This window comes from Labilithrix sp. (assembly GCA_019637155.1).
Lineage (GTDB): Bacteria > Myxococcota_A > Polyangia > Polyangiales > Polyangiaceae > Labilithrix.
On sequence record JAHBWE010000025.1, the window covers coordinates 50,577 to 65,742 of the forward strand.

General features: G+C 72.3%; 9 protein-coding genes. 3 read left to right on the forward strand and 6 right to left on the reverse strand.

Annotation, left to right across the window (positions count from 1 at the left end; genetic code table 11):
• Positions 1-8: 8 nt before the first annotated feature.
• The 6 genes from KF837_39400 to KF837_39425 all read right to left on the reverse strand — a co-directional run bounded on the left by KF837_39400 (position 9) and on the right by KF837_39425 (position 9,435).
• Positions 9-1,490 (reverse strand): hypothetical protein, encoded by a 1,482-nt coding sequence (locus KF837_39400; protein ID MBX3233455.1) that lies wholly within the window; start codon positions 1,488-1,490, stop codon positions 9-11.
• A 34-nt stretch (positions 1,491-1,524) separates the two neighbouring features.
• Positions 1,525-4,566, reverse strand: a complete 3,042-nt coding sequence (locus KF837_39405; protein MBX3233456.1) for a hypothetical protein — start codon at positions 4,564-4,566, stop codon at positions 1,525-1,527.
• Positions 4,567-4,585: 19 nt separating this feature from the next.
• Positions 4,586-5,080 (reverse strand): hypothetical protein, encoded by a 495-nt coding sequence (locus KF837_39410; GenBank protein ID MBX3233457.1) that lies wholly within the window; start codon positions 5,078-5,080, stop codon positions 4,586-4,588.
• Between the two features lie 65 nt (positions 5,081-5,145).
• Positions 5,146-5,496 carry a hypothetical protein gene (locus tag KF837_39415; GenBank protein ID MBX3233458.1) on the reverse strand — a complete coding sequence of 117 codons (351 nt, stop codon included), beginning with the start codon at positions 5,494-5,496 and terminating at the stop codon, positions 5,146-5,148.
• Between the two features lie 168 nt (positions 5,497-5,664).
• Positions 5,665-7,296 (reverse strand): protein kinase, encoded by a 1,632-nt coding sequence (locus tag KF837_39420; GenBank protein MBX3233459.1) that lies wholly within the window; start codon positions 7,294-7,296, stop codon positions 5,665-5,667.
• 147 nt (positions 7,297-7,443) lie between these two features.
• Entirely contained in the window at positions 7,444-9,435 is a 1,992-nt protein-coding gene (locus KF837_39425) for an FHA domain-containing protein (GenBank protein ID MBX3233460.1), read from the reverse strand.
• 216 nt (positions 9,436-9,651) lie between these two features.
• Between KF837_39425 and KF837_39430 the strand changes: the two genes are divergently transcribed.
• The 3 genes from KF837_39430 (at position 9,652) to KF837_39440 (ending at position 15,162) form a co-directional block, all read left to right on the forward strand.
• Complete coding sequence (locus KF837_39430) at positions 9,652-12,288, forward strand: AAA family ATPase (protein ID MBX3233461.1); 2,637 nt, start codon at positions 9,652-9,654, stop codon at positions 12,286-12,288.
• On the forward strand, positions 12,285-13,412 hold the full coding sequence (hisC, locus tag KF837_39435; GenBank protein ID MBX3233462.1) for a histidinol-phosphate transaminase: 1,128 nt from the start codon (positions 12,285-12,287) through the stop codon (positions 13,410-13,412). The genes KF837_39430 and hisC overlap by 4 nt, the downstream gene beginning before the upstream one ends.
• 121 nt (positions 13,413-13,533) lie before the next feature.
• Positions 13,534-15,162, forward strand: a complete 1,629-nt coding sequence (locus KF837_39440; protein MBX3233463.1) for a hypothetical protein — start codon at positions 13,534-13,536, stop codon at positions 15,160-15,162.
• Positions 15,163-15,166 lie beyond the last annotated feature (4 nt).

Here is a 15,166-nt window from a genome sequence, read left to right on the forward strand (position 1 = left end):
TTTCCGGATCAGGGGACGGGAGCGTCGAAATGGACTGCCCAGTTGAAGAGCTCGTGGCCGTTCTGCGAAGGGGTTGCGTCGGAGTCGCGGAGGTTGCCGCGCGCGAGCGTGCGCGAGCCGGCGCAGCCCTCGAACGTGTACGCGTAGCGGAGGCGGCCGCCGGTCGTCGGGGCGGACGCGAGGGTGACCTGCACCGTGTCGGTCGCGATGATCTCGACCTTCGCGATCGCGGGCGTCGCGCCGCTCTCGTCGTACCACTCGAATCCGAAGTCGCCGGGATCGTCCACGCGGGTGGTGTCGAAGACGAGGGGCGGGGCAGGGACGTGGAACTTCGCGGTGACGATCGCGCCGGCGCGCGTGACCGCGATCGGGCGGAGCGGCTCCCAGCGCCTGCCCTCGAGGACCGTCGCAGAATAGGCTTTGGCGAAATATTCGCCGAGCCAGCGCTCGCCCGGACCGGTGAAATGAAGGCAGTCGTTCGAATACGGCAATACGTAGGTCGGGCCCACGATCGTGACCTTGCCGCTCGAGCGCAGATGGGCGTCCATCTGCATGTAAGGGATCACGGAGGTGGGGACGTCGTTCCAGTGCGAATACTGGTTGAGGAACAGCGGGACCGGGACCGTCTGGCCCGTGATCTCCTGCACGCCCGTCTCGTAGTCTCGTTGCCACTCGAGGAGCGCGTCGGCGTAGTCGTCGAGCGTCGAGACGCCGTCGGTCCCCGGCATCGGGAAGGCGGGTTTCCCTGCCGAATACGCGTAGTGGTCATTCTCGCCGTGAATGACGGTGACGGCGCGGACGACGTACGACTTGCCCGCGGCCTCGGCGAGGCGCTTCGCGTCGCGGACCTGCCGCATGCCGTCGTCGAAGGGCTGAACGTAACCCTTCGTCGGCCACCAGTCGCAGCTGCCTTTTCGCAAACAGAGATACGAATTGCCGCTCCGGCCGTGGAGGCTCACGAGCATCGTGTGCTCGACGCCGAGGGCGAGCCCCATCTTCGTCGTTTGATTGGCGAGGCCGGAGGACATCGTCTCGACCGGGTAAAAGAAGCTGTCGCCCTCGACGAGCGGGACGAACGCCGCCGGCTCGTCGTAGTGCGTGCAGCCGTCGCCGCCGCACTTCGACGCCGTCATGACGCCGACGTCGAACATGAGGTTCGAATACGGCTGCGAGGTGGAGAGGATCGGCTTTCCGTCGTTCGCGACCGAGTTCGACTGGCCCGTCGAGAGGACGTGGTTGATGTCGTAAGGCACGTAGACGTAAGGAGGCTCGGCGGGCGGCGGGACGACGCCGCCGTCGGGCAGGGCAGTGCCCGGCGGCAGCGCCGGCGCCGGCGTGAAGGGATCGACCGGATTGTCGGGATCGACCGGCGCCGGCGCCGAAGGATCGGAGGCAGACGAAGCGCGGTTCGGGGCGAGCTCGTCCTGGCACGCGGCGGAGGCAAAGAGGAACAGGGGAAGAAGCGCAGCGGCGCGCCGAGCTCGCATCACGGAGCCCGACCGTGCAGCGCGCGTGCCGGCTCGGCTAGGGCATCGTGACGACGACGTGGCCGGCCGCGCGGTCGACGATCGCGAGGCTCGATCCTCGTGCGCCCACCGTCATCTCCACGCGTTTCCCGTCGACGAGGAGCGTGCGCTTTGCGGCTTCGGGACGCTCGTTCACCAGCACGGCGAGCGCGTGCTTCGACGCAAGAAGGACACGACCGGCGACCCCTGCCTCGCTCGAACCCGAGGCCGAACCCGCAAATGCGGCGGGGACGCGGGCGCCTTCGAGGGCGGCGCGGAGGAGCCGCACGAGGGCCTCGCGGTCGCGGGTGAGCTCGAGCGGCAGCGGCTCGTGCCAGACGTTGCCGGTGAGCTTGCCGAGCGAGGGCACGTCGGCGCGGAGGACCTTCTCCTGCGCGAGCTCCTCGAACGCGACGCTGCCGCTGGGGCTCCACGCCGTCTTCTCGTGCATCGCGACGGGGCGCGTCGGCACGAGGAGCCCGAGCGCGTCGAGCGAAGGGGCGCGGCGGCCGTAGGAGTCGCCCTCGATCGCGCCGGTGAAGAGGACCTTCGTGCCGGCGCGCGACGCGTCGAGGAGCACCTTCGCCGCGGGCTCGTCGAGGACGGTGGCGTTCGGGACGATCACGAGCTTCACGCCCTCGAGCTTGCTCGCCGCGAGCCGCAGATCGCTCATCGCGGACGGCGCGATCCCGAAGCGCTCGGCGAGGACGCGCACGACCGGCTTCGTCGCGTCGATCTGGCCCGGGAGGCCCAGGAACGCGCGCGCGTGCGGGACGACGAGGACGACGGGATCGGGCTCGAAGTCCTCGATGAACGGCGCCGCCTGGGCGAAGAACTTCGCGAAGCGCGCCATCGCGTCGAGCTCCGGCTTCGCGGTGCCGTCGGGCCGGAAGAGGCCGATCGTGGTCTCCTCGTCGATCGGCATGTACGGGTTCACGTTCCAGACCCACTCGACGACGCCGGCGCCGCGGCTCGCGAACGCGTAGCCGAGCTTGCGCTCGAGGAGCCGCGCGGCGTCCTCGGGCGTGCGCCACGGCGTGCCGTCGCTCCGCTCGAGGCGCATGAGGCCGGTCTCTTGATGGAGGTTCGGCTTGCCCGCGACCTTCGTGAGGACGCCGCCCCAGAGGAGGTCGTCGTTCTTCCACCAGGTGTGGACCGCGGTGTAGTCGAGCGTGTTCGCGAGGAGCTGCTGCGTCGCGCGCTCGTAGATGCCGCCCTCGTCCTGGCCGAGCGTGACGAGCTCGTCTCCGGCGGCGGCGCGGATCGCGGCGCGCAGGTTCCCCGCCCAGCGCGCGGTGACGTCCTCGGTGAGCTCGCGGAAGTCGCGCGCCTTGCGCGGATGGCGGCCGACCTGCATCGCGCCGACCTCGAAGTCGTCGTCGGTCGGGAGCGCGAGCGGCGTGGCGGTCGCGTCGCCCCAGAGCGCCTGCAGCGCGGCGACGCTCGGCCGTCCGTGCCGCGCGTCGACCCACTCGTGCCAGGCCTTCGCCTCGTGCGTGTCGCCGATCGGGCGCGTTCGCCAGAGCTTCGCGGGCGGCGCGTACGACGGCTCGTTGATGAGGTCCCAGTGGACCCACGAGACGCCGGCGAACCGGCGCGCGATCGAGCTGACGAGCGCCCGCTGTCCCTCGAGCGAGCGTGGATCGAGGTACGGGTTCGCGCCGTCGTAGGCCGGCGGGAGGAAGGCGAAGAGGTTGAAGCAGACGACGATGCCGTGGAGCGCCGCGGTCTCGACGAAGGCCTCCGCCGCGGCGAGCACGCGCTCGTCGACGATGCGCGCGCCGGAGCCGCCGGTGGGCTCCGACATCACGCGCGACCACGCCGTCCAGAGCCCGGTGCGCACGAAGTTGACGCCGTGCTTCTTCATCGCCGAAAAATCGCGGTCCCAGACGTGGGGGTTCGGCTCGAAGAGGAAGTGACGATGGACGTCCGACGCCATGTACGTCGTCCCGACGATCGGGAACGGTCGGCCGTCCTTCGTGAGCCAGTCGCGGCCGACGTTGATCTTCGGGCCGCTGCCGAGGAGCTTCTCGTCCTTCACCCAGAAGCCGCTCTCCGCGACGCGCGGCTCGGGGCCGGCCTCGCGCTCGACCACGACGCGGTGGAGGCCGGGCTCGAGCTTCGCGTCGATCTTCACGCTGCCGGATCCGGGGCGGACGACGCTGAAGACGGGCTTCCCCGTGGGAGCGGTGACGGTGAGCTTGAAGGGGCCGCTCGCGGTGACGGCGATCTCGGCCGTCTCGCCCGGGGCGACGGAGGCCCGGATCGGGATCGCGCGCGTCTCGGTCGCGCCTTGCAGCGCGCGCTCGATCATCGACTTGATCGCGCCGGCCTCGAGCTTCCGATCCGTCGTCGCGAAGAGCCAGCGCGCGCCGGCGGAGCCGCCGCGGAGGCGGTCGACCTCGAGGAGGCGGCAGCCGCGCGGGACGCCGGCGGCGTCGAGGACGGGCGCGAGGGAGCGGACGACGGCGTCGCGCGGGCCCGCGCTGCCGTGCTCGTCGGGGAACTCGCGCTCGTCGGTGAGGCGCACGGTGAGCGCCCACGTCGTCGATCCGTCGGGCATCTTCAGCGCCTCGGCGGGGCCGACGTGGAGGTCGTGCGCGAACGCGGTCGAGCGCGCGGCGGCGACCCAGCGGCCGTTCTCGTGCTTGATCGGCGCATGGAACGGCGCGCCGCCGAGGACGACGAGGCCGCCGCCGCCGCCGAGGAACTCGCGCATCGGGCTCCACGCGTCGACCGGGAACGCGCTCCCGTACGGCAGGACGAGGACGTCGTAGGGATGGGAGCGGAGCTGATCGACGAGCTCCGACGTCGTCGAGGCGCGCGTCCACTTCACGCCCGCGAGGGCGGCGTCGAGGACGGCGTCGTCCACCGCGGGGGCGTCGACGGACGGGAAGCCGTGGGCGCGAAAGACGATCGCCCCGCTCGGCGGCGTTCGCGGCTTCGTCGTGGCGGGCACCTGCATCGCGGCGGTCGCCGGGCGCTTCGCGGGCGGCGGCGGCGTGCGTGGCGCCGCGCAACCGGCGAGCATGACCAACGCCGCGAGGGAGAGGCGCCTCACTCCGCTCTTCGTATCACGATCACGTCGGCGCGAGACGGGCGAAGAAGGGGTGTCGTCCGAACCACGCGAGCTCGTCGGACGCTGCGCCGACGAGCCGCTCGCGGGTGCGGAGCCAGCGCATGCACCAGTCCGCGAGGGCGTCGTCGCCCTCCTCGCGCGCGGCGGCTTCCTCCACCCGGACGAGGTCGATGCTGCGATGGAGCGCGGTGAGCGCGCGGCGGTACGCGTGCTCGTGGTCGACGAAGGGATCGACCGCGACGTCGCGGAGGCGGTGGAGCGTGTCGAGCGCGAGCGCCCCCAACGATCCGATCCGAACGCGTCGCTCCCTCGCCTTCGTGCGCAGGTCGTCGAGCGACTCGCTCGCGTGCGCCGCGACCGCGCGGAGCGCCGCCGCCGGAGGTCCGCTCCCGATGCGCTTCGCCTCCCGGATCGCGAGGCGGTAGGCGTCCTCCTCCAGCTCGTAGAGCTCGGCGAGGAGGGACGGGGACAGGCGAGACGACGGCGGCGACGACATGACGATGCGATTCGGGATATTCGTTGGATCTGTGGATCGTTGGGGGCGGGTTCGGTCGCGGCGGCTCAGAGGCCGGTGGTCGCGGGCTGGAAGTCGGAGTGGCCGCCGAAGCCGTTCGCGACCTGGCCCTCGTCCGACTTCGACTTCGACGACTCGAGGAGGCTCTGGACGGGGTGGAGGTGGCTGATCTTGTCGCTGACCTTGCCGTAGCTCTCCTTCGCGACGTTGAGGGCCTTCACGCGGGTCTTCGGCGAGAAGAAGAAGAGCGCCGCGATGCCGCCGAGGGCCGCGAAGCCGATGCCGCCGACCACGTACGCGGCGATCGGGGTCCTCTTCGGCTTCATGATGTACGGGATCGCAGGCATCGCCGCGATGACGCCCTTGAGCACGGTGTTCAGGTTCCTTTTGGTCATCATCCTGGAGATGTTCTTCATGGTGATGACCGACGGTTGCATCGCCCATACCGCGCGCGTCCCGCGGCGGGATCGCGCGCAGGGAGGCGGGCTCGCGGACGATCGCGCTCGTGACGCGATGCACATTGTCCCGCTCGCGTGTCACGGCGGCGCTGTGCGCCACGCTCGCGCTCAGTGGCGGAGCGCCGCGGGCGGCGAGGGCGAGGACGACGCGGCGGTGCCGATGCTCACGACGGCGAGGCACGCGCAGAGCGCGACCGCGATGCGCAGCGCGAGCCGCGGCGGACGCGGCGCCGGCGGGGGAGGCGCCGGCGGCATCGGGATCATGAGCGGCAGCTGCGCGCTCACCGCGGTGGGCAGGCACTCGACGCTCGCACGTCGCGCACGACCGAGCGGCGACGCGACCCCCATGCTCGGACGCGTCGCACACGCCGCCCGCGCGGGATGCACGAGGAGCGCAGAGTCGCTCCGCGGCATCGCGATCGCGCCCGCGTTCGAGCGCGCTGGGGTGGAGTGGCGCGCGGCGTTCGGGCGCGCGGGGTTCGTGGCGCGCGCGGCGTTCGGGTGCGTTGGGCTCGAGGAGGCGCGCGAGTCGAGGCGAGCTGCGTTCGGATGCGCTGGGTTCGTGGCGCGCGCGGCGTTCGTGTGCGCTGGGCTCGAGGAGGCGCGCGCGTCGACGTGGCCCGTGTTCGGGGGTGTTGTGTTCGAGGTGGTGCGTGGGCGCGCGGAGGTGCGGTTCGGCGTGGCGCGGCGGGGATGCGGGCTCGTGTGCGAGCGCTCGAACGTGGTCGTTGGTTCGTCGTCTTGCTCGGCGGCGGGGCGCGGGCGCGGAGGGGCGGGGCGGCCGCGGCGGAGGGCGTCGCGGAGGGCTGCGCGGCGGCGCTGCAGCGTGCGGCCGAGGTCGAGCTCGAGGCGCGACGCGACGTCCTGGTGGCACGCGTCGAGGTCCTCCGCGTGCGCCGCGTCCTCGAGCGCGTCGGCCATCTCGCGGGCGGTGGCGTAGCGGTCTTCGGGGTCCTCGCGCAGCGCGCGGAGGACGACCGCCGTGATCGAGCCCGGCACCTCGGCGCGGATGGCGTGCGGATCGGGGACCGCGAGGCGCGCGAGGCCGAGCGACGCGCGGCCGCCTTTGCCGTAGAGGTACTCGCCGGTCAGCATCTCCCAGAGCACGACGCCGGCGGCGAAGACGTCGCTCCGGCGCGTCGCGGCGCAGCCGTCGAGCTGCTCCGGCGCGACGTACGCGCGCTTGCCTTTCATCGCGCCCGCGCGCGTCTCCTCCGCGAGCCGCTCCTTCGCCTTCGCGATGCCGAAGTCCGAGATCTTCGCGACGCCGTCGAGGCCGACGAGGATGTTCGACGGCGAGACGTCGCGATGCACGAGCCCGAGCACGTCGCCGTCGTCGCCGCGGACCTCGTGCGCGGCGTGGAGCCCGCGCAGCACGTCGAGCGCGATCCGGATCGCGACCGCGACGGGGAGGCTCGCGCCCGCGAGCCACTCGTCCAGCGAGGCGCCGTCGACGAGCGTCATCGCCTGGTACACGACCTCGCCCTCGCATCCGAGGTCGTGGATCTCGACCACGTTCGGATGCCGGACCCGCGACGCGAGGAGCGCCTCGTCGACGAACATCGCGCGCCCGGCGCGGTCGCGCAGCAGCTCCGGACGCATCGTCTTCAGCGCGACGAGCTTGCGGAACCCGAGGTGTCCGGTCTGCTCCGCGATCCAGACGCGCGCCATCCCACCTTCGGCCACCGGCGCGAGGACCTCGTAACGACCGAGCCGTGCACCAGGACCGAGCTCCCTCATGGCCGGTCACGAAGCACCGCGCGTGCCGGATAGGATCTTCGCGTGATGACGGCATTTTCTCGCACGGCGCGCCGCGCCGGCCGATCGAACGGGTCCTGTCGCTGGACACGGCCGTGACCTCCGCGGCATCGTCGCGCGGCGCGGCGATCAGCCGACCTTCGCGACCGCGGAGGGCTTCTCGCGCTTCACGTTGTAGATGCGGAGCGGCTTCTCCTTGCCCTTCAGCGCGGCGGGCGGGAGCTCCTCGACCTCGAAGCGGGGGCCGAGGCGGGCGAGGGTGTACTCGCTGACGATGACCTGTCCCGCGAGGGCGATGCCGCAGAGGCGCGCGCTCGTGTTCGCGGTGTCGCCGATGACGGTGTAGCTCATCGCCTTCGAGCTCCCGACGTAACCGGCGACGAGCGGACCGGTGTGGAGGCCCATCCCGACCGCGAGCGGGGGATGGCCGCTCTCGACGCGCTTCCGGTTGAACTTGCCGAGCACTTCCATCTGGTCGAGCGCGCACTGGACCGAGCGCACGGCGTCGTCCTGGCGGTGCACCGGCGCGCCCCAGAAGGCCATGATGCCGTCGCCCATGAACTTGTCGAGCGTGCCTTCGTACTTGAAGATCGTCTCGACCATCGCCTCGAAGTACTCGTTCAGGAGGTCGTTGATGACCCCGGCGGTGGCGCCCTCCGACATGCGGGTGAAGCCGCGGATGTCCGAGTTGAACACCGTGCACTCGGGCACGTGCACGCCGCCCTTCTTCACCTCGAGCTTGCCGGAGAGGACCTGCTCCGCGACGTTCGGCGAGAGGAGGCGGCTGAAGCGCTCGCGGTTGACGATCTCCTGCTCGATCTTCTTCGCGAGGAGGTTGTTCTCGATGAACATCGCCGCCTGGTTCGCGACCGCGGTGAGGAGCTCGAGGTCCTTCTGCTGGAACTGCGCGAGCGACTCCGAGTCGAGCCAGATCGCGCCGAGGACGTCCTTCTCGTGCAGGAGCGGCACGACGATCGCGCTCGAGATCCGGTTCAGGATCATCGATTTGCCCTTCGAGGACGCGAAGTCCATCGAGGCGTCGTGGGTGAGGACCGCGGCGCGCTCCTGGATGACGTGGTTGAGGATCGTGGAAGACACCTGAATCGGTGAATCCGTGCCGTCGCGGCGGTGGGCGGCCTTCGGCGCGAGCGAGCCGTCGCCCTCGCGGAGCAGGATGACGGCGCGGTCCGCGTTCACGAACTTGAACAGCGACATCAGGATCTTGTGCAGCAGCTGATCGAGGTCGCGCTCGAGGCCGATGTCGCGCGTGAGCTCCCACGTCAGGCGGAGGCGCTCGTAGTCGACGCGGATCTGCTGCGGATCGTGGGCGAGCTGGTCGTAAGGGAGGAAGCCCTTCTGCTGCGCGTTGATCTGCGTGCCGATCGCGCGCGCGCTGTCGAGCACGTCGACGCGCGTGCCGCCGAAGCTCGGCGGGCGTCGCCCCGCGCCGCCGTGCGGGGGATAGCCGCCGGACTGCCCCGCCCCGCCGGGGTGAGGGGGATGCACCGCCTGGTTGTACGGCGACGAGGGGTACGGCGGGCGCGGCTGCTGGCTGCCGGGATGCGGGACGCTCGGCATCCCCATCGTGCCCATCGGGCCGTGACCCGGGTGCATGCCCTGGCCCGGGATGGACGGCTGCTGCGTCGGCGGCGGGACGCTCCCCTTGCTCCACGGCCCTTGCGGGCTCATCGGACCGCCGCCCATGCCGCCGAGCTGGTTCGCCATCTGCGGGTTCGACCCCGGCATCGGGTGGTGATGCTGGATCGCGCCCGGCGAGATGTGCGGCTGCGCCATGCCGCCGTGCGGGAGCGGCGCGTTGAAGTCGAGGGGCGGGCCGTGGCCGTCGTCGAAGCGCGCGCGGGTGGAGCCGAGCGCGATCTCGTCGCCGTGGCGCAGCATCATCTCGCCGCGGACGCGCTCGCCGTTCACGTAGGTGCCGTTGAGCGAGCCGAGATCGCGGAGGACGACGCCGCCGTCGCGCTGCTCGAGGATGCAGTGCTCCTTCGACACGATCTTGTCGAGGAGCTGGATGGAGTTGTTCGGGTGACGCCCGAGGCTGTTGATCGGCCGGAGCTCGATCGCCTGCTGGCCCTCCGCTGTCGCGAGGATAAGACGCGCCATCCGCGAGCCATCGTACCGGACCTCCGCGGACGCGGACAGACCTTCTTGGTCTGTTCGGACAACTGAGGTCTGTTAGCATCGAGGGACATGCCCCAGCGCCGTCCCGGCCCTGATTCGAAGCCGCGTTCACGCGCAAAGTCCAACGGCCGGGCGCGCCCCGAAGGCGGCGGGACCGGGGAGGCTCCGCGGCGGGAGCCGAGCGACGCACCCACATCGATGAGCGCCCCGGTGAAGGCCTGGCTCGACGCCAACCTCTCGCCGCAACCGGGATCGGGTCGCGATCCCTTCCGCATTTCCGCCGAACAGGCGACGCAGCGCACCGATCCGGCGATGCTCCCGGAGAAGCCGGCCGCGAGCGGGGGCCTCTTCGAGATGTTGCCGACCGTCGCGCGCCGTGCGCTCGCGCTTGGTCTCGCCGCGCGGGAGCCCTCCTTCCATGTCTTCGTCTCCGCGCTCCCGGAGGTGATGATCGAGGACGACATCGTCGGCTTCGCGGAGAAGTTCGCGCAGGGCCGGCCGACGCCGCCCGACATCGTCTACGTCCACGACTTCGACAAACCCGAGGCGCCGAAGCCCCTCGTCCTCCCCGCCGGGTCGGGCGGCACCCTCGTCGCGGCGATGGACGCGCTCATCGATCGGCTCAAAGACGAGATCCCCGCCATCGCCGCGCACGACGAGGTGCGCCGCGCGACGCAGAAGCTCGCGCGCGAGCTCGAGTCGAAGAACAAGGAGGTCCTCACCGGCCTCGAGTCGACGGCGAAGAACCTCGGCTTCGGCATCCGCGCGGTGCAGGGCGGCGTGCAGACGTTCCCGATCCTCCACGGCAAGCCGCTCTCGGCCGAGCAGTTCGGCGCGCTCGACGACGTGACGAAGCGCGCGCTCGGCGAGGCGGAGGACCGCCTCACGACCGAGGTCGAGAAGGCGGCCGGCCGCGTCCGCGAGCAGAGCGCGCAGTTCGACGCCGCGCGCGAGGAGGCGATGAACCGCCTCGCCGAGACCGTCATCCGCCGCGCGCTCGGCGAGGTGAAGAAGCTGCTCGAGGACTTCGGCGAAGACGTCGCGACCTACCTCGACGGCTGCGAGAAGGCGCTGATCGAGGACTGGGCCGACTTCGTCGAGCAGCCCCATCAGATGATCCAGAACGAGGACGGCAGCATCGAGAAGGTCGAGGCCGAGCCCGCCGATCACGATCCCGAGCACGCGACGCGCCTCGGCCGCTTCAAGGTGAACCTCCTCGTCGCGCACGAAGAGGACTCGCCGCCGCCCGTCGTCTACGAGACGAACCCGACCTACCCGAACCTCTTCGGGTACCTCGAGCGCCGCGCGCGGTTCGGCGCGCTCCTCACCGACTTCACGCGCATCCGCGCCGGCTCGCTCCACACCGCGTCCGGCGGCGTCCTCGTCGTCCGCGCGACGGACCTGATGACGGACCCGATCATCTGGGAGCGCATGAAGCGCGTCCTGCGCGAGCGCCGGATCGGCGCGGAGGACCCGCTCGGGCCGCTCGGCCTCTACGCGACGACGCTGAAGCCGGTGCCGGTGCCGATCCGCGTCCGCGTCGTCCTCGTCGGCGCGCCCGACGTCTACGCCACGCTCCTCGACGCGGACCCCGACTTCGCCGCGCTCTTCCGGGTGAAGGTCGAGATCGAGCACTCGATCCAGCGCACCCCCGAGAACCTCAAGGCGCTCGACGCCTACCTGATGGCGATGGCCGAGCAGCGGGAGTGGGGCGAGTTCGATCGCTCCGCGCGCGCGCGCCTCCTCGACCTCGCGACGCGCCTCGCGGGCGATCGGCAGCGGCTCTCGGTCTTCCTCTCGCCGCTGGAGGAGACGGCCGCGTTCGCGGGCGCGCTCGCGTCGGCGCGGGCGGAGGGGGTGGCGGACTGGGACGAGGTCGGTCCGTCGTCGCAGGTGCCGCGTCCGTTCAAGGCCTCGGCGGTGGGGAAGGGGAGCGTCGTCACGGCGGAGGACGTCGAGATCGCCTGGCGCGAGCGCCGCGACCGCGCCGGCGCCGCGGAGCGCCACATCCGCGAGCTCACCCTCCGTGGCGAGGTCTCCCTGGATACCGAGGGATTCAGGGTAGGTGTTGTAAACGGCCTTTCAGTGTATTCCGCTGGAGACGTTGAATTCGGTCAACCGATGCGCATCACCGCCGTCGTCGCGCTCGGGCGGGAGGGGATCGTCGACGTCGAGCACGAGGCGCAGCTCGGCGGCGCGATCCACACGAAGGGCGTCGCGATCATCCGCGGCTACCTCGCGAAGATGTTCGGGCAGGAGCGGCCGCTCTCGCTGAAGGCGCAGATCGCGTTCGAGCAGAGCTACGGCGAGATCGACGGCGACAGCGCGTCGTCGACCGAGCTCTACGGCGTGCTCTCGGCCCTCGCCGAGATCCCGATCGATCAGGGGATCGCGGTGACGGGCTCCGTCAACCAGCTCGGAGAGATCCAGGCGATCGGCGGCGTGTGCGCGAAGATCGAGGGCTTCTTCGACCTCTGCCGCGCGCGGGGGCTCAACGGGCGGCAGGGCGTCATGCTCCCGCGCGCGAACCTCGAGCACCTCGTCCTGCGTGAGGACGTCGCGCGCGCGGTGGCGGACGGCCAGTTCCACCTCTACGCGGTGCAGAAGATCTCCGAGGGCGTGGAGATCCTCACCGGCGTCCCCGCCGGCGAGCGCGATCCGTCGGGGCGCTTCCCGGCCGGGAGCGTCTTCGGGCGCGTCGAGCGGCGCATCATCGAGATCGCGGAGCGCCTGCGCGTCGCGGAGGGCCACGGCCAGATCCCGCCCGATCGCGGATCGATGGACGACGTCAGCCACGCCGACCTCGGCGACGGCGGCGACTACCGGACGCGATGACGCTGCTCGAGGCGCGCCGGCTCGTCGCGGAGGTGGAGCTCCAGGCGCTCTGCCGCCCCGAGCTCGAGGAGCTGAAGGCGTACGTCCCCCACGATCCGCCGGGGATCAAGGTGAAGCTCGACGCGAACGAGGCGCCGCCGTCCTCGTCGCCGGCGGTGCGCGACGCGGTGATGCGCGCGATCGGCGGCGTCGCGCTCGAGCGTTACCCCGATCCGCGCGCGTTGCGGTTGAAGGAGGCGATCGCGCGGCGGACCGGGGCGCGGGCGGAGGAGCTCTTCGTCGGCTCCGGCTCCGACGAGGTGATCGCGCTCCTCCTCACCGGCCTCGCCCGGCCGCGCGAGCGCGCGCCGCAGCCGGTGATGCTGGCGCCGACGCCGACCTTCGTGATGTACCGCGTGACCGCGCGCGGCCACGGCCACAAGCCGGTCGAGGTGCCGCTCGACGCGAGCTGGGACCTCGACGTCGGCATGATGAAGCGCGCGATCGAGATGATGCGTCCGAACGTCGTGTTCGTCGCGAGCCCCAACAACCCGACCGGCAACCAGGTCTCGCGCGATCGGCTGCGCGCGCTCGTCGAGTCGTCGGAGTCCGCGCTCGTCGTCGCGGACGAGGCGTACGTCGACTACGCGGGCCCAGACGCTTCTGTGCGCGGCTGGCGCGCGGAGCTCCCGAACCTCGGCGTGCTCCGCACCGTGAGCAAGATCGGGCTCGCCGCGCTGCGCGTGGGCTGGCTCGAGGCCGACGCGGCGCTGGTCGCCGAGCTCGACAAGGTGCGCCAGCCGTTCAACGTGAGCGCGACGAGCCAGGCCGCGGCGGCGGCGGTGCTCGAGGAGGCGTGGGACGACGTGCAGAAGGACGTCGCGCGCGTCGTGGCGGCGCGCGCGGAGGTGGCGGCTGCGATCGCGGCGCTGCCGGGGTGGGGGGTGACGCCGAGCGGCGCGAACTTCGTGTGGGTGAAGACGCGGAGGCCGGCGAGCGAGGTCTGGGAAGCGCTCGTCGCGAAGGGCGTGCTCGTGCGGAGCTTCCACGCCGCCGGCGGCCGCCTCGCCTCACAGCTCCGGATCACGATCGGCACCGACGCCGAGAACGAGGCGCTCGTCGCGGCCCTGAAGGAGGTCGCGTGATCGGTCGCGTTGCGCTCGGGGTCGCGGTTATCGCGGCGTTGAAGGGGGATGCGTGATCGGTCGCGTTGCGCTCGTGGGGGCCGTCGTTGCGCTCGTGGCGGGGTGTGCGCTCGAGCCGCGGGTGGCGCGTGTTTACAACGGGCGCGTCGTGTCGGGGCCGTTCGTGCCTTCGGAGGCGTACGCGGCGTACCTCCGCGGCGTGCTCGCGGAAGAGGCCGGGGACGACAAGACGGCGCTCGCGGCGTTCGAGGAGGCCGCGCGCGAGGACGACGACGAGGATCCGGAGCCGCTCGTGCGCATCGGCGCGGTGCGCTGCCGTCTCGATCCGAAGGGGCGCGGCGCGGACGACGCGTTCGCGAAGGCGGCGAAGGTCGATCGCACCTACGCGCCGCTCCTCGCCGCCCGCGCGCGCTGCGCGGCGCTGCGCGGGCATGGCGACGCCGCGATCGCGACGATGGACGGGATCGGGCGCGCCGATCGCGAGCCGTCGCTCGAGGCGCTGTGGATCACGCTCGCGCGCGCGCGTCCGGCCGCCCGCGAGCGCGCCATCGCGCTCACGGTGGCGAGCGGCGAGCGCGTTGCGGCGTGGGACGCGCTCCTCGCGTGGGGCCGCGCGCATCACGACGCGGTGCTCGTCGCGCGCGGGCTCGCGGGCCTCCTCCGCGTGTCGCCGCTCCGCGCGCGCGAGGTCGAGGCCGGCGCGCTCGAGCTCCTCGGCGACGGCGAGACGGGCCACGCCCGCGCGGTCGCGGCCGCGCTCGCCGACGCGCCGGCGGAGCTGGGGCCCGTTCGCGTGCAAGATGCAACCGTCGCGCGCCTCGCGATCGACGAGGCGCTCGCGCGCGGCGACGTCAGGGCCGCCGAGCGTCGAGCGTTGCGCGGCCACGTCGCGCTCGCCGAGGTCGCCGGCCGCGCGCTCCTGCTCGAAGAGGACGCGATCGCGACCACGCTCGCCCGCCGCGTCCTCGAGGCCGACCCCGCCAACAGCGGCGCCGCGATGGTCCTCGCCGCAACCGGCGCCCGCCTCACCGACGCAACGAAGCCAGGCGCCTCTGCCGCGAAGCCGCCCGGCGTCGGTGATGCGGCGAAGCCGGGCGGCGGCGCTGATGCGGCGAAGCTGGGCGGGGGGCTCGCCGATGCGGTCGTCGCGGCGACGGATCGGCCGGCGGCGGCGTGTGTGCTCGGGTTGGCGGCGCGGTTGGCGGGGCGGGGGGACGTCGAGGCGGCGCGGGGGTTCGTCGCGCGGGTCGAGCCGGATGGGATCGCGCCGCACGATGGCGTCGTCGGCCCGGTCGCGGTCGATCTCGCCGTCCGCGGCGCGCTCGCGGATGCGTCGTTGCCGATCGAGCTCCGGCTCGAGGTCGCCGCGCGGCGGCGGGAGCCGGCGCCGCCGCTCTCGCCGGAGAAGCTCGACGCGAAGCACGCGCTGTTGTTCCACACCGTCGTCGATCCGAGCGGCGCGCCGGCGCGTGCGCTCCTCGCTCGCCTCGCGCCTGCGGCGGAGCGTGAGCCGCTCATCGCCTATGCGCTCGCGCGCGCCGCGCTCGTCGTGCCGCCCGCGCCCGACGCGAGCGGCGCCCTCGCCGCCCTCCGCGCCGCGCTCGCGGGATCGCCCGCCGATCCGCTCGTCGCCGCCGTCGCGGTCGAGATCGCGAAGAAGTCCGGCCGCGCCGAAGACGTCCCGCCCGCGCGCGCGCGTCTCCTCGCCGTCGCGCGCACCCCCGCCGAGCGCGCCCTCGCATCGGAGTAAGGCG